This is a genomic window from Betaproteobacteria bacterium, assembly GCA_009377585.1.
In the GTDB taxonomy this organism is placed as follows: Bacteria; Pseudomonadota; Gammaproteobacteria; order Burkholderiales; family WYBJ01; genus WYBJ01.
The window spans coordinates 1-19268 of sequence record WHTS01000028.1; the positions used below are offsets into that span (position 1 = coordinate 1).

20 protein-coding genes are annotated in these 19268 nt (G+C 65.2%); 11 read left to right on the plus strand and 9 right to left on the minus strand.

Annotated elements, in window-relative coordinates; genetic code table 11:
- Nucleotides 1–10: 10 nt before the first annotated feature.
- The 4 genes from GEV05_11420 to GEV05_11435 form a co-directional block, all read right to left on the minus strand.
- Entirely contained in the window at nucleotides 11–481 is a 471-nt protein-coding gene (locus tag GEV05_11420) for a helix-turn-helix domain-containing protein (protein MPZ43993.1), read from the minus strand.
- 202 nt (nucleotides 482–683) lie between these two features.
- A complete protein-coding gene (locus GEV05_11425) occupies nucleotides 684–1937 on the minus strand; it encodes a restriction endonuclease subunit S (protein MPZ43994.1) in 1254 nt (417 codons plus the stop codon).
- Entirely contained in the window at nucleotides 1934–3055 is a 1122-nt protein-coding gene (locus GEV05_11430) for an N-6 DNA methylase (protein MPZ43995.1), read from the minus strand. The genes GEV05_11425 and GEV05_11430 overlap by 4 nt, the downstream gene beginning before the upstream one ends.
- A 272-nt stretch (nucleotides 3056–3327) precedes the next feature.
- A complete protein-coding gene (locus GEV05_11435) occupies nucleotides 3328–4242 on the minus strand; it encodes an NAD-binding protein (GenBank protein MPZ43996.1) in 915 nt (304 codons plus the stop codon).
- Between the two features lie 85 nt (nucleotides 4243–4327).
- Between GEV05_11435 and GEV05_11440 the strand changes: the two genes are divergently transcribed.
- Entirely contained in the window at nucleotides 4328–4564 is a 237-nt protein-coding gene (locus GEV05_11440) for a hypothetical protein (GenBank protein MPZ43997.1), read from the plus strand.
- Entirely contained in the window at nucleotides 4561–4974 is a 414-nt protein-coding gene (locus GEV05_11445) for a PIN domain-containing protein (protein MPZ43998.1), read from the plus strand. The genes GEV05_11440 and GEV05_11445 overlap by 4 nt, the downstream gene beginning before the upstream one ends.
- Here the strand turns inward: GEV05_11445 and GEV05_11450 are convergent.
- A complete protein-coding gene (locus tag GEV05_11450; protein MPZ43999.1) occupies nucleotides 4961–5896 on the minus strand; it encodes a tripartite tricarboxylate transporter substrate binding protein in 936 nt (311 codons plus the stop codon). The two genes, GEV05_11445 and GEV05_11450, sit on opposite strands and share 14 nt — an antisense overlap.
- Nucleotides 5897–6037: 141 nt before the next feature.
- Here GEV05_11450 and GEV05_11455 point away from each other — a divergent pair, with 141 nt between their 5' ends.
- Together GEV05_11455 and GEV05_11460 are read left to right on the plus strand one after the other, a co-directional pair.
- The gene (locus tag GEV05_11455; protein MPZ44000.1) at nucleotides 6038–7270 is read left to right on the plus strand and encodes a hypothetical protein; all 1233 of its coding nucleotides are present in this window, start codon (nucleotides 6038–6040) and stop codon (nucleotides 7268–7270) included.
- Nucleotides 7271–7393: 123 nt separating this feature from the next.
- Nucleotides 7394–8590, plus strand: coding sequence for a hypothetical protein (locus GEV05_11460; GenBank protein ID MPZ44001.1), 1197 nt, complete (start codon nucleotides 7394–7396; stop codon nucleotides 8588–8590).
- A gap of 299 nt (nucleotides 8591–8889) precedes the next feature.
- On the opposite strand, the gene GEV05_11465 is transcribed toward GEV05_11460, so the two are convergent.
- Complete coding sequence (locus GEV05_11465) at nucleotides 8890–9867, minus strand: gfo/Idh/MocA family oxidoreductase (GenBank protein MPZ44002.1); 978 nt, start codon at nucleotides 9865–9867, stop codon at nucleotides 8890–8892.
- A 232-nt stretch (nucleotides 9868–10099) separates the two neighbouring features.
- On the opposite strand from GEV05_11465, the gene GEV05_11470 reads away from it, so the two are divergent.
- A complete protein-coding gene (locus GEV05_11470; GenBank protein MPZ44003.1) occupies nucleotides 10100–10963 on the plus strand; it encodes a hypothetical protein in 864 nt (287 codons plus the stop codon).
- A gap of 275 nt (nucleotides 10964–11238) precedes the next feature.
- Here the strand turns inward: GEV05_11470 and GEV05_11475 are convergent, their stop codons facing one another.
- Both GEV05_11475 and GEV05_11480 read right to left on the minus strand, forming a co-directional pair.
- Entirely contained in the window at nucleotides 11239–12405 is a 1167-nt protein-coding gene (locus GEV05_11475; GenBank protein MPZ44004.1) for a thiolase, read from the minus strand.
- Nucleotides 12395–12841 carry a flavin reductase gene (locus GEV05_11480; protein MPZ44005.1) on the minus strand — a complete coding sequence of 149 codons (447 nt, stop codon included), beginning with the start codon at nucleotides 12839–12841 and terminating at the stop codon, nucleotides 12395–12397. The genes GEV05_11475 and GEV05_11480 overlap by 11 nt, the downstream gene beginning before the upstream one ends.
- Before the next feature lie 290 nt (nucleotides 12842–13131).
- On the opposite strand from GEV05_11480, the gene GEV05_11485 reads away from it, so the two are divergent.
- Nucleotides 13132–14061 (plus strand): LysR family transcriptional regulator, encoded by a 930-nt coding sequence (locus GEV05_11485; protein ID MPZ44006.1) that lies wholly within the window; start codon nucleotides 13132–13134, stop codon nucleotides 14059–14061.
- Between the two features lie 198 nt (nucleotides 14062–14259).
- On the opposite strand, the gene GEV05_11490 is transcribed toward GEV05_11485, so the two are convergent.
- Complete coding sequence (locus GEV05_11490; GenBank protein MPZ44007.1) at nucleotides 14260–14934, minus strand: hypothetical protein; 675 nt, start codon at nucleotides 14932–14934, stop codon at nucleotides 14260–14262.
- A 209-nt stretch (nucleotides 14935–15143) separates the two neighbouring features.
- On the opposite strand from GEV05_11490, the gene leuC reads away from it, so the two are divergent.
- The 5 genes from leuC (at nucleotide 15144) to GEV05_11515 (ending at nucleotide 19069) form a co-directional block, all read left to right on the plus strand.
- Entirely contained in the window at nucleotides 15144–16541 is a 1398-nt protein-coding gene (gene leuC, locus GEV05_11495) for a 3-isopropylmalate dehydratase large subunit (GenBank protein ID MPZ44008.1), read from the plus strand.
- 116 nt (nucleotides 16542–16657) lie between these two features.
- On the plus strand, nucleotides 16658–17269 hold the full coding sequence (gene leuD / locus GEV05_11500; protein MPZ44009.1) for a 3-isopropylmalate dehydratase small subunit: 612 nt from the start codon (nucleotides 16658–16660) through the stop codon (nucleotides 17267–17269).
- 51 nt (nucleotides 17270–17320) lie between these two features.
- A complete protein-coding gene (locus tag GEV05_11505) occupies nucleotides 17321–18142 on the plus strand; it encodes a pyrroline-5-carboxylate reductase (protein MPZ44010.1) in 822 nt (273 codons plus the stop codon).
- A gap of 1 nt (nucleotide 18143) precedes the next feature.
- A complete protein-coding gene (locus GEV05_11510; GenBank protein MPZ44011.1) occupies nucleotides 18144–18719 on the plus strand; it encodes a YggT family protein in 576 nt (191 codons plus the stop codon).
- Between the two features lie 5 nt (nucleotides 18720–18724).
- Nucleotides 18725–19069 carry a DUF167 domain-containing protein gene (locus tag GEV05_11515; protein MPZ44012.1) on the plus strand — a complete coding sequence of 115 codons (345 nt, stop codon included), beginning with the start codon at nucleotides 18725–18727 and terminating at the stop codon, nucleotides 19067–19069.
- Nucleotides 19070–19268: the final 199 nt, after the last annotated feature.

The following is a 19268-nucleotide window of genomic DNA, read 5'->3' on the forward strand; positions in this document are numbered from 1 at the left end:
CCTTGCGCGTCTAACCCGGATAGCCCATCTTCAGTTCCTGGCCCTGATCGGCCAGCGCCTGTAAGGCGCGCTCGGACTTGGCCCGGGATGCTGCCTGGTAAGCCAGCAAATCCTCGAACAGGATGCGGCGGTGCCGTCCCACCTTGCGGCACTTGAGCTTGCCTGCCTCGATCTGCTTCACGACGAACGGACGCGAGACGTTGAGGAAGTTGGCAGCGTCCTGCGTCGACATTTCGAGCTTTTGCGGCAGAAGGACGATCGGCCGGCGCTGCCCCATCAAGCCCAGCAGCTCGGCGATGAAGCGCAGCGCCTTGGGCGGCAGCTCGATCGCGGGCGCCTCTTCGCCGTCGCCAACCAGCTTGATCCTGGGCGCACGCGAATGGTCCAGCGCCGCCATCAGACAGCGCTGCGCCGCCTGCGCCAGGGCGGCGTCGTGCTCGTCGAGCACGGTATCGATGGCATCGTGCGGATCGGCAGCCATGTCGGTACTCCTCTCCGATGACCCGGATACTCGGGACCGGGCAGATGTTCGTAATATACGCAATAAACGAAACGAACGAAACGGGGAGGCGGTTGACCGGCGGGTGCCGAGTCACTCGCCCGCTGCCTGCGGGGCACGACAGCGGCTCACGACCAGCCCAACCTCCACAGTGGAAGTTGGGCCAGGGGGGTGGACGACGAGCCTAGGCGGATGCGGATCCGACGACTTCGCGCATCGAGGGCGGCATGCGGATGTCGAGGTGGTCGACTTTGAGTTTGCCCGAGATGAGGCGAGGGAGAAGTCTGTCGCGCACGCCTTGTAACGCATCAACCGTCTCATACAGCAATCCCAGTTCCTCACCGATCGGCTTTGTGAGGCAATCGAATTTTTCGACCAACGCGTCGTCCGGCTTGATGATCGGAAATCGGGCAAGCTCATCCTTCCCGACGGAATTGAAGATCGACCCATTGCCGATCAAATCCTCAGTGGCGAAACATGTGTGCAATAGATAGAACAGATACGCGTTCGCTCCTTCCCGGTGCCGCATGGCCGCCAAACCGCGGCCGATGGTGAGGTCGCGATCGGCGATATTCATGCGCCCGACAGGCGCTCGCACGCTGAACAGGATATCGCCAGCCTTCGCGGACCGACCCGGTACCGAACAGTACACCACATGCCTCGGAAAGCGCGGGCCATACGTTCCTACCCCTTGGTGAAACGGCAATCCGTCACCTCGTTCGTTGTAAAACTCCGAACTCGGACTCTGGCCCATCGTGAAGTCAGCTATGTCTCCAAGTCGCCCTTCCTTCCAGGCTTTCGGGCGTCCCTTTGAGAACGTCGCATCCTCGTAACAAGGAAAACGCATGCGCACAAACCACTCGCGATAGATCTCCTCGGCCATGGATTCCAGCAGCGCGATGCGCCGCTGGTTGTTGGCGATCAGGTCGTCGTAGGCGGAGAGGATCGCAGCCACCTTTCGCTGTACGGCCACAGAATCGGGGAAGTGTATCTTTACGGCATACATTCGCTCGGGTGACGTATGGCGAACCTTTGCGCCGGACGAACTGTTGCGAATCTGCTGACGAACGTAATCGGAATTGAACAAGTAGTATAAGAAGCGCCGATCGGCGACTGCATTCTGCTCCCGCACAAGACCGAGACGCTGGTTATGCAAGTAGGTATCGTCGTCGGGAATAATTGCGGCACTGCCGAGCAATCCTTCTCCCTGCTCGGTCATCGCCACGATGATGTCGTCCTTTTTGAGGAGATACCGATCAGGAAATGGACCGGAATAGAAGCGGTCCTTTCCAGGTCGCGGGCGGAAGCCGCCTTGCTCATGGAAGTTGCCCGGCGTCAGCACGACGTACTTGCCACTATCGGCGAAATGCTCCCCCTTGAATGCGTACCCGTGTTCGATGCGCAGCACTTCGCCCAGAGATCTCGCTCGCCAAGTCATGCGCCCCCTGTAATCGCTTCAAGGTTGTGCGCGATTAGCCTGTCCAATTCGTAGGCTCGTTCGTTCAACGCAGATAGCTCCTCCTGCGCATCTATAAGATCAGACAGAAACTCCTCCGCCGTCTTCCCATCTTCCTCGATCACGACGCCGACGTAGCGGCCGGGATTCAGCGAGTAGTCCTGCTCCTTCACCTCATCCGGCGACGCGAGCTTGCAGAGTCCCGTCACGTCCTCGTACTTCGCCTCCGGGAAGCGATCCTGCAGCCACTGGATGTGCTGGAAGTAGCTCTCGGCGCTCTTCACCTCGTCGTGCAGCGACTGCAGCGCGTCCTTCAGCATCCTTGAAGACCTTGGTCCACATCGCGATCTCGTTCTTGATGAAGCTCGCGAACTCATCCGGCGTCGTGGTCGAAGGCTCCAGTCCTTGCCGCTTGAAGCGCTCGGAAAACGGAGCGTCACGGTACATCTCGACCACCGCCGTATTGAACTGCTTGATGATGGGCGCGGGCGTCTTCGCGGGCGCCAGGAGGCCAAACCACTGTACGACCTCGAAGGTGGGAAATCCTGATTCGGCCACCGTCGGCAGTTCGGGAACCGCGCTCGAGCGCTGCAGACCGGTGACCGCGATGCCGCGGATTCTTTCCTGCCCGCACGTGCGGGAGCGAAGTTGAGATCGCGCCGATCAGGAATTGCACATGACCGCCGACGACATCGGTAATCGCCGGCCCCGCGCCTTTGTAAGGCACATGGATCCAGGAAAAGCCGCCTCGGTGCCGCAGCAATTCTCCGGCGATGTGCGATGCCGTCGCGTTGCCGTTGGACGCATAGGACGCTTGCTGCGGCTTCGCCTTGGCATACTCGATCAGTTCCTTCACCGAGGTGACGGGCACGGATGCGTGCGCGACGATGATGTTCGGGATCAGCGTCGTCAGCGAGATGGGCGCGAAATCGCGCTGCGGATCGTAAGGCAGCTTGGGCTGGAGGACGGGCCCCGTGGCGAATGTGCTGGAGCTGCCGAACAAGACGGTATAGCCATCGGCCGGGGCGCGCGATGCAAGCTCGGTGCCGATGACGCCGCCGGCGCCGGAACGATTGTCCACGATCACCGATTGATGCCATCGGTCGCTAAAGCGCTGCGCCATGGCACGTGCGACCAGATCGGTGGCGCCGCCGGCGGGGAATGCGACGATGAGCCGAATTGGCTTGCTGGGAAACGATTGGGCGCCGGCGCAAAGCGGGGCTGCTGCAAGCGCCATTGCCGATAGGATGGTACGCATGATCATTCTTGCTTTCTCCGAATCCGAGGGGGGATGTCTGATTTACTGTCGAGCATTCACGAAATCGCTGATGCGCCCGACGTGGCTTTGCAGCGCACCGTTGTCGCTCGACGCTCAGCGTTTCACAGGACGCCGGCGCCGCCGCAGTTCCTTAATGACTGCCGAATTGTCCAGCTCGCCTTCGCCGTGCGTCATGCAGCTTCGTATCAACTCGGTGTATAGCGCGGCCAGCGGCAGCTCCTGTCCCACGCGCTCGGCGGCTGTCTTCATCAACTGGAAATCCTTCAGCGACTGCTTGAGCCACGCATGCGGCGTGAAGTCGCTCGTTACCATCTTGTGTCCGCGCGTGTCCATGGCGCGCGAGTAGGCCGCGGAAGCCTTGAGCACGTCCAGGAACGCCGCCAGATCGAGCCCCATCGATTCGGCGAAAGCGAGGCCCTCGGCCAGCACGGCGCGATTCAGGCCGCCGACCAGATTCACCGCGAGCTTCGCGCGGCCGCCCGATCCGACCGGTCCCAGGTAGAACTGTTGCTTGCTGATGGCGACAAGCACCGGTGCCGCCTCTTCCATCGCGTCGCGCTCGCCGCCGATCATCGCCACGCCATTACCGAGCGCAATCTGGTCGCTGTTGCCCGAAAGCGGCGCTTCGAGGAAACGCACCCCGCGCGCGTCGAGACGCTCGGCCAGCGCGGCAATCGCGTCCGGATCGCAGGTGCTGACGCAAATGATCAGCTGCCCGGGCTGGGGCTCGAGCCCGCTCTTGGCTTCCAGCACGCTTTCGACCTGCGGCGTATCGAATACCGCCAGCAATACCGTGCGGCAGGTACGGCCGACAGCGCGCGCACTCGCGACCGCGATCCCACCCAGCGCGGCCAGGTCGCCGCAACGCGCCGGCGCGACGTCGTAGCCGTACACCCGGAAGCCTTGGCCGAGCAGTCGCTTCGCGAGCGACGTACCGATCAGCCCGAGGCCGATCAGTCCGACCTCGCACGCATCATGCGCAATGACAGGACTTTGTCGCACTTTCAATTGAACAGCACTGTTCGTCGTTCCCCACGCCGGTGCGAAAACCGTACCGTTTGCATGCTGCCTGTGGTGCTGGCATTATGCCAGCATGACTATACGGATCACCATCCGGGATGTTCCCGAAAAGGTCCGCGACGAGCTCGCTGCCCGCGCGGCGCTGCATGGGAAGTCTATGCAAGAGTACCTGCGGACGGAACTCGAGCGCCTGGCCGCCCGCCCGTCGCTGGATGCCTGGTTGGAGCAGGTACGCAAGAGAAAGCGAGCATCGCAAACTCGCGTCTCCTCCGGGCGGATACTCAAAGCGCGAGACGCTGACCAACGGTGAGCGTCGTCGTAGACGCATCGGTGCTGGTTGCCGCGCTGGTCGATTCCGGCCCGCACGGACAATGGGCCGAAGGTGTGCTTGCGGCCGGCTCGCTGCATGCCCCGGAGCTGGCGCGCGTCGAAGCGACCAACATCCTGCGCAGACTGGAACGGGCCAAGGAGATCACGCCGCCCGACGCCAATGCGGCGTACGAGGATCTGATGCAGCTCGATATGGAGGTATTCTCCTTCGAACCGTTCGCGGATCGGGTCTGGGAGCTGCGCCAAAACGTCACGAGCTACGATGCATGGTATGTTGCCGTTGCCGAAGCGCTTGGATTGCCACTCGCAACCTTGGATCAACGGCTCTCCAGGGCTAACGGGCCTACCTGCAATTTCCTCATGCCGCGGGGTACCCTCAATCCACCTTGATGTTGGCCTGCTTCGCCACCTGGGTCCACTTGGCGATCTCCGTCTTCATGAATGCGGCATGCTCGTGGATCGAGCTGCCGACGGGTTCGGCCGCGCGTGCGATCAATTGCTTCCGGTTTTCAGGATCACGCACGGCTTGCGCCAAGGCGTTGTTGAGCTTTTCGGCCACGGGACGCGCAATGCCAGCCGGACCGATGAAGCTGAAGCCGCTGCTCACGACGAAGCCCGGCACGCCGGCCTCCTGCATGGTCGGCACATCGGGCAGCGACTCGAATCGTTTCGCGCCGCATTGCGCCAGAATGCGAAGCCGCCCGGTCTGGATATGGCCAACCACCAAAGGCAGGCTGACGAAGGTCGTCTGCACGTGGCCGCCGACGAGATCGATGACGCTCGGCCCGGCGCCCTTGTATGGCACATGGATCATCTTCACGCCGGCCGTCGAATTGAACAATTCGGCGGCCATATGCCCGATGGCGCCGGCGCCCGAGGTCGAGTACAGGATCTGACCGGGCCTGGCCTTGGCGAGCGCGATCATCTCCTTCACGCTCCTGACCGGCATCGACGGATGCACCATGAATCCGGCGGGCAGATCGACGATCAATCCGAGCGGCGTGAAATCCTTCGGCGTGTCGTACGGGAGTTTCGTCCGCACTGCCGGATTGATGAGGAAGCTGGCCGCGACCAGCGCGGTGGTGTAGCCGTCGGCCGGCGCCTTGGACGTAATCTCCACGCCGATGATGCCGCCTGCGCCGGGCCGGTAATCCATGACGAGGTTCTGGCCAAGAACCTCGCTCATCTTCGGCTGCAGCAGGCGAAACAGGATGTCGCTGTTGCCGCCGGGCGCCGCCGGATTGATGACGCGCACCACCTTGGTCGGCAGGTGAGCCGATTGTATAACGCGCCCCTTCCCGACTCTGTACAACGCGCCCTTCCCGACTCTCCAGTGCAGTCTGCGCACGTTGCAAGCAATGCTGCCCCTGCGTATATTGGACCTTGCGTCATCCCGGCCACCCCGCAATGACCGCTGCGATGCCCTAGCCCCGTCGAAAGGCCGAGAATCCCTATGTACGATTTGCACCTCAGCGCCGAGCAGCTGGAGATTCGCGACACCGTGCGCGAATTCGTCGCCAACGAAATCAAGCCGGTCGCCATCAAGCCTGCACGCATGGAGGCGCTGGACCGGCGTCCGCCGCAGGACATGCTGCAAAAGGCCGCGCAGATGGGCCTGCGAACGCTGGCCCTGTCCGAAGCACTCGGCGGCGCCGGGGCCGACGCGATCACCTCTTGCATCGTCGCGGAGGAGTTGGCTGCCGGCGATCCGGATGTCGCCGCGGTGCTGGTCGAAACCTCGATGCTGAGCCATCTGCTGTTCGACCGGCTGATGACCCCGGCGCAGCGCGAGCGTTTCCTGCCGCTGCTCGTTTCCGACGATTCCAGCCAGCTCGCGCTCGCGGCGCACGAGACCGACAGCGACACCGAGCTTGGCGTCAACTACCACCGCGCGGTCCCGGTCGCGCCGGCCGTGCATTGCACTGCCACGCGCACCCCGACCGGCGACTGGGTGATCAACGGCACGAAAGCGTTCGTACCGAATGGTTCGCTGGCGGGGCTGATCGCCGTGCAAGTGAAGACCGATCCGAAGGCGCCGGCCGGCCAGGGTGTGAGCACGCTACTGGTGCCGAAAGATGCGCCCGGCATGACAGTGCGCGAGCTGGATCAGAACGCCGGCTGGTATCACGGGCTGCTTGCCGACATCACATTCGAGGATTGCCGCGTGCCGGGCGATCACCTGCTCGGCGAGGAAGGCAGAAGTCCGCTCAGCGCCGGGCTCGAGAACGACGGTCGCGGCATACCGGTGGGCGCCGCGATGAACATCGGCCTCGGCCGCGCCGCCTACGAGGCCGCGGTCGATTACGCCGGCATACGCGTGCAGGGCGGCCGGCGGATCGTCGAGCATCAGGCAATCGGCACGCTGCTCGCCGACATGGCGATCCGCCTCGAGATGGCGCGCACGATGGTCTGGAAGGCCGCCTGGGTCGTGGATAACCCGTCCGCCGTGGCCGATCGCAGTATCGCCGACCTTCCGCTCACGACGCTCGCGCGCGTCTACACCGCCGAAGCCATTCACCGAGTGGCGCTGGAAGCGGCCGAAGTCTTCGGTGCGATGGGCGTCATGCGCGACATGCCGATGCACAAGTACGTTCAGGACGCCCTCATTTTTCTGCATTCGGGCATGAGCCCCGGCGACGGCAAGCTGCGGATCGCCGAAGCGCTGGCCGAGTTCCGGCGCGCCTAAAGAATGCTCCGAAAGGCGTCATTCCCGTGACAACGGGAATCCAGGAATCCAATTCACTGGACTCCCGCGTGCGCGGGAGTGACGTCACTACAGGTTCATCAGAGGTTCTCTGAGGAGAAACACATGGATTTTTCGCTGAACGACGAGCAGCGCGCGTGGCAAGCGAAAGCGCGCACGTTCGCCGATGAGGACATCCGGCCGGTCTCGCTCGCACGCGATCGCATCCTGGACCCGGCCCAGACCTGGGACTGGGATCTGTTCAAGAAGGGATCGAAGCTCGGCTTTCGCACCCTGGCCGTGCCGAAGGAATACGGCGGCCCGGGCGCCGATTTCGTCACCCAGACGCTTGTCATGGCCGAGCTCGCCCGCGGCGACAGCGGGATCGCGAAGGGCTTCAGCCAGAACTGGAAGTGGAGCCACCTGATCGCGAGCGTCTGTAGCCCCGAGCAGAAGGAACGCTTCCTCACGGCATTCATGGCCGACGACACCTTCGTCATGGGCAAGGGCATCACCGAGCCGAATGCCGGCTCGGACAATCGCCTGCCGCCCGAAGACGACGTGCGCGCGGGCCTCAAGCTCAAGGCCGAGCGCAAGGGCGACGAGTGGATCCTGAACGGCGAGAAGTGCTTCATCGCCAACGGCAACATCGGCAAGCTCTTCTTCGTCGATGCGCGCTCCGACCCGAACAGGAACGTGAAGGACGGCGTCACGATGTTCCTCGTGCCGCGCGACACGCCGGGCTTCCGCTCCGGCAAGGTGTTCAACAAGAGCGGCTGGCGTTTCTACCAGAACGCGGAGCTGATCTTCGACAACGCACGCGTGCCGCAGGCGAACGTGATCGGCCAGTCCGGGGGGCACGGGAATCTGGACAAGGGAGAGCGCACCGGCGGCGACCTGTTCGGCGATCTCGAGCTCGCGGCCAATGCCCTGGGCGTATGCATGTCGGCATGCGAATCGGCCATGACGCTGGCGAAATCACGCACGCAGGGCGGCAAGCCGCTCATCGAGCAGCAGACGGTGCAACTGAAGATCGGCCGCATGAACATGCTGACCGAGGCGCTGCGCTCGTTCGTGCTGCGCGTGGCATGGGAGCACGATCGGAAGCTCGCCTCCACCAACGGCGGGTTCGTCATGAATTTCTCCACCGACGTGATCCAGGAAGTCACGCAGCTCAACATGGATCTGCACGGCGCAGCCGGCTTCACAATGGACGCGCATGCCAACAAACTCGTGCGCGACGGCATTATCTGGACCCATCTGGCCGGCGATAACGTACAGCGGATGAAGGTCGTGCGCCGGCTCGCCAAGGCGACGAAGTAGAAGCCTGCGTTCGCGTCCACTTAGGAAGGGGCGTGGCGCGCGGGCGTAGAATGGCCTCGCTTCGAGTGCCGGCACCACTCCGCTTCGAGTGCCGGCACCACCCCGTCCGCGACCCAGTCGCGTCCCGCCCCTCCTTCGCAGGAGGGGAATAGATGGTTTTCCCCTCCTCTCACGAGGAGGGGTGGCGCGAAGCGCCGGGGTGGTGTGGTTCGCCGGGGTGGTGTGGTTCGCCGGGGTGGTGTGGTTCGCCGGGGTGGTGTGGTTCGCCGGGGTGGTGTGGTTCGCCAGGAAGGCGATTACTACGAAATCTCGATCGGCTTGCCCCTGGCCGACGATTTCTCGATCGACTCTAGAACGGCGATGCCGTTCACCATCGCCTCCGGCGGGACGAGGAAGCGACGGCCGGCCGCGATCGCATCGGCGAAGGCTTCCAGCTCGGCGCGTTCCTTGTCGATGGCCTCGAACGGGCTGCGCTGCGGCGCACCAGTCAATCCGCGGAAAACGAGCTCGGTGTCGCTGCGACTCTCCAGCCAGCCTTTGGTCCCCATGGCAGCGACCCGCCAGTAGTCCCCGGTGACGAACACGGCCGTAAGACAGCCGCTGGCCCCGCGCGCAAAGTCGAGCAGCAGCGCCGTGGTGTCGTCCATGTCGACCTCGGGCGCAAGCGCGCGCTTCTGCGAGCGCGCGTACACCCGCGTCACGGGGCCGGCGATCCGGATCATGCAGTCCAGCGCGTGGATGCCGCGCGCGGTCATGCCACCGCCAGGTGCTTCCTTGCGCGTGGCGCGCCAGTTTCCCGCCTTGAGGCTGTGACCGGTCGGTCCGGAATTCTGTCCTTCCACGTGCACCACCTCGCCGATCTCGCCGGCCTCGATACGCCGAACCATCTCGACGAATGCGGGCGAGAAGCGACGATTGAAGCCGAGCGCCAGCGTCACGTTTGCTTGCCGGCAGGCATCGATGGCGCGCTCGGCGGTCTTGCGCGTGAGCGTGAACGGTTTCTCCACGAACACGTGCTTGCCGGCCGCAGCCGCCTGCACCACCTGCGCGCAGTGCTGCGAGTGCGGCGTGGTGAGGACCACTGCGTCGATGTCCGGATTCTTCAGCACGCCGGCATAGGAGTTGACGATACGGATACCCGCGCGCTGCGCCAGCTCGGCATGGCGCGACGGATCGCGCGAGATGCCGGTGGTGATGCGGATCTTGTCGCTCTCGCGCACCGATTCGAGCAGGCGGTTGCCCCAGCGGCCCAGCCCGTAGATCGCAGCTCGTATCATTGCGTGGCTCCCTGTTGTATGAACTGGCGCAATCTACACCGTGACGCCGCTCGCACCAAGCCTGAATTACAGCGCGTGTCGCGCCGCGTGCGCGAACGGTACACTTGGTGCGACGCGCATCGGGTCCATGCGGATAAGCAACCACCCCGTCCGCGCATAGCGCGTCCAGCCCCTCCTCGGCGAGGAGGGGAAACTGCTCACGCCTACGATCCGCGGATTTTCCGGAGATGCCATGGCCGACACCACAAGCCGTTACCGTTTCCTCCTCATCCACGCCTTCAGCCTGCCGCCGACTTCGCCCTACCTGCATCGTCCCATCGAGGGCCCGAAGGAGCTGCGCCTGCCCAACTACGAGCTGGTGAAACCGGTTCTGGAGGGCATCGAATGGGATCTGCACCCGGGCCCGCAAGCGCCGTACGGCGACTGGGCGGTGGAGAATCGGGAAGAGTTCGCCCTGGTCGCCGCGGGACGGTTGCCGATCGTGAAGGAGGCCTGCGCGAGCGGCAAATACAACGGTATCGTTCTGCTCGGCGGCGGCGAGCCCGGGTTCATGGAATCGCGCGAGATCGCGCGCCCGTTCGGAATCCCGGTGACGTCCTGCGCTTTCTCGCAGATGCACATCGCGACCATGCTCGGCAACAAGTTCAGCGTGATCGACCTGGCCGAGTCGCACAACATGTACTACTACAACCTGGTCATCCAGCATCGCTTCGACCAGCGCTGCGCTTCGATCCGCAACGTGCACATCCCGTTCATGCGCCCAGGGCACGAGTCGGAGCTCACGCCACAGGGCGAGCGGCAGAAGGCACTGAAGGGCGAGCGCTCGGAGATGGTCGAGCGCGCGGTGCAGGAAGCGGTGTGCGCGATCGAGGAGGATGGCGCCGAGGTCATCACCTTCGGTTGCTCGGCGACATTCTGGCTCAAGCCGTTCGTCGCGAAGCGGCTGGCCGAGATCGGCTGGGAGATTCCCGTGCTCGAAGGTTATGCCAGTGCCATCGCGCTGGCGAAGACGATGGTGGATCTGGGCGTGAGCGCGAGCGGGCTCACCTTCCCGAGCGACCGGCCGAGAAAATGGCGGCGCAAGAAAACGTTCTGATAGAGCGAGTCATTCGTCGGGAAAACGCGCGCTGACGAATCTCGTCGCTCCCGCTATGGCGGAAGCGACCTCCCGCTATGGCGGAAGCGACCTCCCGCTATGGCGAAAGCGACCTCCCGTGAAAACGGGAGCCCAGGATCGGGTTTGTCCTGGATTCCCGCGTGCGCGGGAATGACGGACGTCCCGGGTTCCCGCCTGCGCGGGAATGACGCCTTACCTGAGCCCGGTGCACGCGACACCAAGGCGCGGTGAGGCTGCCCTGACCCGCAGAGCAATCAAACCGTGCTCGCGCCCCCGAACACCACCGTGCATTGGCTCGACAACACGCCGCCGTCGCCGTGCGCAAGCGCAACCTCGCAGTCGGCGATCTGGCGCTGCCCGCATTCGCCGCGCAGCTGGCGCACCGCCTCGATCATCACCAGCAAGCCGTACATGCCCGGATGACAATACGACAAGCCGCCGCCGCTGGTGTTGACGGCAAGCCGCCCGCCCGGCGCGATGGCGCCGTTGGCGACGAAGCGCCCGCCCTCGCCCTTGGGGCAGAAGCCGAGATCCTCGAGAAAGAGAATCGGCGTGAGCGTAAACGCGTCGTAGAGCGACAGCATGTCGATATCGGCATGCGTCACCCCCGCCATACCAAACGCGGCCGGGCCCGATTCGGTTGCCGCCGTGACGGTGAGATCCGCCATGTTGGCGATCGAGGCATGGCTCAGTGCCTCGCCGATCCCGAGCACGTACGCGGCCGGCTTTTTCAGCGCACGGGCCCGCTCGGCGGAAGTGACGATCATTGCACCGCCGCCGTCGGTGACGAGGCAGCAGTCGCGCACGGTGAAGGGATAACAGACCATGCGCGCATCCAGCACCTGCTGGCGTGTGAGCGGCTCTTTCTCCCACGCGTTCGGATTGAGTAGGGCCCATTGCCGGGCGGCAACGGCAACGTCGGCGAGCTGCTCGCGCGTGGTGCCGTATTGGTGCATGTGGCGCGACGCGGCCAGCGCATAGGCGCCAGGCTGGATGAATTGACGGTACGGCGCCTCGTACGGGTTGTATTCGCCGGGCGCAGCCGCGGCCCGCGTAACCGAGCGCTGCGTGCTGCCGTAGGCGATGAGCGCCACATCGCAAACACCCAGCTGGATCGCGGCCATCGCATGCGCGAGATGCGACATGAAGGATGCCCCGCCGATCATGGTGCCGTCGAAGTATCGCGGCTTGATGCGCAGATATTCGGCGAGCTGCATCGACGCCACGCGCGACTGGCTGTGCGCGCACAGCACGGCATCGATGTCGGCGAGCTTCAGGCCGCAGTCGTCCAGCGCGCGCACCGTGGCCTGCGCCATGAGATCGGTCGGCGTCATGTGTCGGGGCACGAGCCCCAAGTCGGATTCCGCAATGCCGACGACCGCCGCCGCCGCGCGCTTCAGGCCGTGCCGTTCACTCGTCATCGGCAGCGTGCATGCGCCCGCCATGGAACAGCAGCGGCGTGCATTCGCTGTAGCAGTAGCGCTCGATTCGACCGATCAGGATCAGGTGGTCGCCACTTTCGTAGCTGTGCTCGCGCCGGCATTCGAAACGCACGGCCGCGCCGTCGAACAGCGGCACGCCGCCCAGCCCTTCGTCGTATTGCAGGCCGGCAAATTTGTCCGCCGCCGGGCGGCTGAAGCGATCCGAAAGCGCACCTTGATCGGCGGCCAGAACATGAATGGCAAAGTGCGAGGCGGCGGAGAACACCGGCAAGCTCGGCGCGCGCTTGCCGAGGCACCACAGCACCAGCGGAGGATCGAGCGAGACCGAGCAGAACGAATTGACCGTGACGCCCGCCCTGCGACCGGCAGGCGCGCACGCGGTGACCACCGTGACGCCGGTGGCGAATCCGCCCATGGCGCGGCGCAGATCGCGTGCGTCGAAATTGCCGTGCATCGTGGCCGAGCGGCCGGCTCCACTCACCCGCAGCCTGGGAGGCCGACTTCCCGCATCGTCGCCGTGCGTGCGCGGCTTGCTGCGTAGCGCTGTGTCACCCATCGATCACCGGCCCCGTTGCCTCGAAATGCTGCGGCACGACTCGTCCGTTACGGAGCAGCGGGCCACTTGGCGAGTGTACTCAGCGCCCATTGGCGAGAAAACAGGCTGCTCAGTACAATCAGTTTTTACTTTTGGTTCAAGACATCCGGATGAACAAGCTGATGGCGATGCAGACTTTCGTCCGAGTGGCCGAGAGCGGCAGCTTCTCGTCGGCGGCAGCGCAGCTCGGCATCTCGGTTTCGGCCGTCGCCAAGATGATCGCCCGCCTGGAAGACGAGCTCGGAACCCGGCTGCTGGAGCGCTCGACCCGGCGGCTGGCGATGAACGACGATGGGCGCGAGTTTTATGCCCGCGCAGTCCAGATTCTGAACGATGTGGAAGACGCGGAGGCATCGTTGCGCCGCGGCGCGCGAATGCCGAAAGGCCGCATTCGTATCGCCTTGCCGGTCCTGTTCGCGCGCCTGACCTTCCTGCCTCGCCTGGCGGAGTTCGCAGCCCGCTACCCCGAGATCGTGCTGGAGCTGCGCTTCGACGACCGTCCCGGCGATCTGATCGAGCAGGGGTTGGACGTGGCCGTGGTGGTCGGCGATTTGAGCGATTCGCGCCATGTCGCGCGGGTGCTCAATCGCGGTCCGCGCATCACCGCCGCGTCGGCACGCTACCTCGATCGGCACGGCACGCCGCAAGCGCCGCTCGATCTGTTGCAGCACAATTGCATCACCAGCCTCACCAGCCCCGTATGGACCTTCAACGATGCCGGCCGGATCGTGGACGTAAGCGTAAGCGGCAACCTGGTGGTCACCGGTGGCGATGCCATGCGCGAATGCGCACTGCTGGGCCTCGGCGTCGTTCAATCCAACTGGTGGACGACGCACCACGATCTCGATTCCGGCGTGCTCGTGCCGCTGCTCGAATCCTACGCGGTCGAAGGCCGGCCGATCAGCGTCGTCTATCCGTCGGCGCGCCACGTCGCGAACAAGGTCCGCGTGCTGATCGACTTCCTGGTCGAGATCACGCGCTTGCCGGCTGAGTTGGAAGAGAGGCTGCATCGATCTGCGCAGCCCGCTCGTACGCTCTGAAGCGAGCGTGGCTGCGCGGATAAGATGGTGCGCGCAGCCGAACATCCGGCCACCGCGGTAACTCTTCCCGTCGTTCCCGTGCACACGGGAATCCAGAGAAGACCCGATCCTGGATCACCGCATCCTGGATTCCCGTTTTCACGGGAATGACGGTGTCGTTGCGGCTCACCCGGCAGGCGGTGCTCCACTGCCAAGCGTCTAGCCCCAGATCGCCTCCGGAATCGGCAGCCCGCCAAGCTCGGCAGCAGTCAGCGGCTTGTCCGGCTCGATCCCCAGTTGCTCCAGGCGCCAGGTCAACTGCCGGATGTGCTGCGCGCTATGCCATGTCTGGCGCTCGAGGAATTCGCGCAGGCTCTGCACGCCGCTATAAGTGCGCACCTCGCGCGCGCAGCTCCGATCGGTCTGCGCCTCCCACCACGCCTGCAGGCGCTCGATCACACCCTCGCCGTATGCCGCCACGTCGGCCCCGCTGGCAGCGGCGGGCGGCTTCTCCATGGAGATCGTGAGCCAGTCCTCCACCCCGTCTACCGCGGTGGCAAGGTAGGCATCGCCCAGCCGCAGGGCGTGATAGCCCATGTGCCGGATCGACTGATCGCGCGCCTCGTGCACGCGCTCGTCCAGGACGGCCTGCGGGAACTGGCGCATGATGCCCTGGCCGGTACGCAGGATAGAAACCCACTTGCGCACCAGCGTTTCGGGCGGAAGCGATTCGGCCCGGTAGTCGATGCCGACGAAGCGGGCGATGTCCTCGATGCGCTGGCCGAACGTATAGTCCTTGCCGCGGGCAAGAACCGGCAGCCCGCGCACGCCGAGCGCCCGCAGGCGCTCGCGCCCGGCCGGATCGTTCATGACGTCGACCACCTCGAACTGCACGTTCTGGCGCGAAAGAAACTCTTTCGCCCTGAGGCAACTCGTTCACCCCGGCTGGGTGAAGAGCACGTAGCCCAAGTCGGACATGGCGATCCTCCATGTGGTGGCGCCGGTGTTTCGGAACCGGACGCCTGCGGGCATTATAGGCGTCACGGCTGCCCGCACGGCAGCGCGATGCTATAGTCGTCGGCCTTACTTTCTCGGGCGGCGCGATGGCACGCACGCTTTTCGAAAAGATCTGGGACCGGCACGTGATCACGCACGGCAGCGGCGGCGATGCGCTGCTGTGGGTCGACCGGCACTATGTCCACGAAGGCTCCTTTCACGCCTTCAACGCGCTCGCGGCCGCGGGCCGCGACGTGCGCCGGCCGCAGAACGTGTTCGCCTTCGACGATCACTACGTACCGACGACCGGGCGCGAACAGGGCGTCGCGGGCGTGGCCGACGCCGAGGCGCGCGGCCTGATCGAAAATATCGCCCGCAACACCGCCCGCTCTGGTATCCGCCACTTCCATATCGATCACGCCCAGCAAGGCATCGTGCACGTCGCCGCGCCCGAGCTCGGCCTCACGCTGCCCGGGCTCGTCATCAACTGCGGCGACTCGCACACCTCCACGCATGGCGCAGTCGGCGCCTACGCGTTCGGCGTCGGCGCATCGCAAGTGAAGCAGGTGCTGGCCACACAGTGCCTGTGGCAGAAGAAACCGCAGACCCTGCGCATCACGATCGACGGGACGCTGCCCCCGAGCGTGGGCGCGAAGGACGTGATCCTCGCCATCATTGCCAGAATCGGCATCGGCGGCGCGCAGGGACACGTGATCGAGTACGCCGGCCCGGTCGTGCGCACGGCTGGCATGGAAGCCCGCATGACCATCTGCAACATGTCGATCGAAGCCGGCGCGCGCGCGGGGCTGATCGCGCCCGACGCTACCACCTATGACTGGCTCGCCGGGCGCCCTTATGCGCCCAAAGGCGAGAACTGGAACCGGGCCCTCGCGTACTGGAAGACCTTGCCGAGCGATGCCGAGGCGCAGTTCGATCGCGAAGTGCACATCGATGCGAGCACGCTGGAACCGATGGTCACGTGGGGTACCAATCCGGAGGAAGGTGCGCCGGTGAGCAGCTCGGTACCCGATCCCGACGACATCGCCGACCCGCTGCGCCGCGCGCGCATGGAAAGCTCGCTGCGCTACATGGATCTGGCGCCGGGAACGCCGCTCGCATCGGTGCGCATCGACCGCGTCTTCATCGGTTCGTGCACCAACGGCCGGCTCGATGATTTGCGCGCCGCCGCCGCGATCGTGAAGGGTCGCAAGGCCGTCGTGCCTGCGATCGTTTCGCCCGGGTCGCGCACGGTGAAGGCGGCCGCCGAAGCCGAAGGTCTCGACCGCGTATTCCTCGACGCCGGGTTCGAATGGCGCGATGCCGGCTGCTCGATGTGCGTGGGCATCAATGGCGATCAGGTGGGCCCTGGCGAGCGCAGCGCCTCGACCTCCAACCGCAACTTCGAGGGGCGACAGGGCAAGGGCGCACGCACGCATCTGATGGGGGCTGCGATGGCCGCGGCGGCCGCGATCACGGGGCGCATCACGGATGTACGCACGCTGTAGGGAGCTCCGGAATACCGTCACGAAGCGAGAATCCAGAATAGCATTGAATTCCTGGACTCCCGCTTTCGCGGCAGCGGCGAAGACAGGCATGACAGACCTACGCCAGGGAACCGACCATGGAACCGTTCACCACGCTTAGCGGCGTCGGCGCGCCGATCGACATCGTCAATTGCGATACCGATCGCATCATCCCGGCGCGCTTCCTGCGCAAGCAGCGCGTGCCGGGCTACGAGCGCTGGCTGTTCCACGACATGCGCTTCGACGCCGCCGGTAACGAGCGGCCCGAGTTCGTGCTCAACCAGGCGCCGTATCGCAACGCCCGCATCCTGGTGGCGGCCGCCAACTACGGCTGCGGCTCGTCGCGCGAGCAAGCGGTCTACGCGATGCACGAGTACGGCATCTTGAGCGTGATCGCGCCGTCTTTCGGCGACATCCACTACGGCAATGCGCTGCAGAACGGATTTCTGCCGATCGTGCTGGCGGAGACCGATTGCGCCCGGCTGCGCGGCCAGTTGCATGCCGGGCCCGGCGCGGCGCTCACGATCGATCTACCCGCGCAGACGGTCACCGGCCCCGACGGCGCGCTCTACCGATTCGACATCGATGCAGCGGCCAAGGAGCGGCTGGTCAAGGGACTGGACGACGTCGGCCTGGTGCTGCAGCACATCGAGCGCATCGAGGGTTTCGAGCAGCGCTATCTGCAGGAGCACCCTTGGGTATCGGTGTAGTCTTTCGAATCAATAACCTACTTTCGAATCAATAGCCTACGAGGCACGACCATGACGCAACAGATCCTGTTCGTGGGCGGCGGCAACATGGGCGCCGCGCTGATCGGCGGCCTGCTCGCCAACGGTGCGCCCGCCGCGTCGCTGTGCGCGGTCGAGATCGACGCCGCGCAACGCGAACGGCTCGCGCACACGTTCGGCATCAAGGTATGGCCCGAAATTGCCGATGTAGCGCAGGACGTGGCTACGCTCGTGCTGGCGGTGAAGCCACAGCACATGCGTGACGCCGCGGCGGCGCTGCGGCCGGTGTTGCGCGAGCAGCTGGTCTTGAGCATCGCGGCCGGGATACGGACCGAGGATCTGGCGCGCTGGCTCGGCGGCTATCGCCGGATCGTGCGGGTGATGCCGAATACGCCGGCGCTGGTGCGCGCGGGCGTGTCGGGGCTGTTCGCGCTGGACGAGGTGACGGCGGCGGAACGCAGCAGGGCCGAGGCGGTGCTGCGCGCAGTAGGCGAGACGCTTTGGGTCGCGCGTGAGGAACTGATCGACGCGGTGACGGCGGTCTCGGGCAGCGGGCCGGCGTACGTGTTCTATTTCATCGAGGCGCTGCGCCAGGGCGCGCTCGAGCTGGGGTTCGACCAGGCGCAGGCGCAGCAACTGGTGCTGGCTACTTTCGCCGGCGCGATACGCCTGGCGCAGACGAGCGACGAAGACGTGTCGACCTTGCGCGAGCGGGTCACTTCGAAAGGAGGCACCACGGAACGGGCGCTCGCGGCGATGAACGGCGAGCGCGTGGCGGAAGCGATCGGGGCCGCAGTGCATGCGGCCATGCGGCGCGCCGAGGAGCTCGCGCAGGAACTGGGAAAGGCGCACTAGAGTGCTGAATCAAGCGGCGATATTCCTGGTCGAGACGATCGTCGGTCTGTTCTCGCTTGCCCTGCTGTTGCGCTTCTACCTGCAGGTCCTGCGCGCGCCTTACCGCAACCCGATCTCGCAGTTCCTGTGCGCCCTGACCGACTTCGCCGTGCTACGGGCACGGCGTGTCGTGCCCGGCCTGTGGGGCATGGACCTGGCGAGCCTGGTGCTCGCCTGGTTGTGCGAGGTGCTGGTGCTGTTCGCGGTGCTCGCCTTGCGCGGAATGGACGCCGAGGCGGCTACCGGCGCCGTGCTGGTCGCGATCCTGGTGCTGGCGGCGGTGAAGATACTGAAGATGAGCATCTACATTCTGATGGTGGCGGTGATCGTGCACGCGATATTGTCGTGGGTGAATCCATACAGCCCGATCGGGCCGCTGCTCAACAGCCTCACCCAGCCTTTCCTGCGCCCGCTGCAGAAGCGCGTGCCCATGGTGGCCAACGTCGACCTGTCGCCGCTGGTGCTGATCGTCGTGCTGCAGCTGATCCTCATGCTGCCGGTGGCGTGGCTGGAAATGAACGTGACCCGGTTGTTCTGACCGCCATGACGCCTCGACACCGTAGCGCGCAACCGTTACCCGTCTGGGCCAAGGCGCGCCCGGACGGCGCCGGCCTCGTGCTCACGCTGCACGTGCAGCCCGGAGCGCGTGCGAGCGGCCCTGCCGGCCGTCATGGCGAAGCGTTGAAGCTCAGGATCGCCGCGCCGGCCACGGACAACAAGGCGAACGAGGCGCTTGGCGCGTTCCTGCAGCGCAGCCTGGGCGTCCCGCGCGCCAGCATACGAATCGCGCATGGCCGCAGCTCGCGGCACAAGGTGGTCGAGATCGCGGCCGAACCACAGTCGGTGGCGGCGCGGCTCAATGCCTGGGATCGGGGAGAGACGCCATGATGCGCGCATCACGTCTTGTATCCGAGGAGCCTGCCGTGGCGTCTCTTCCCTCCCTTGCAGGGCGCGCATCGGCATGCAGGCCGATGCCGTTCGGCCGGCGCGAACCATGGTTCGCGAAACCCCGACCGAACCCCCCAGCCCCTCTCCCAAAGGGAGAGGGGAGCTTCGTGTGCCCGCCGGGGCGGGCAGGTTTCTGAGG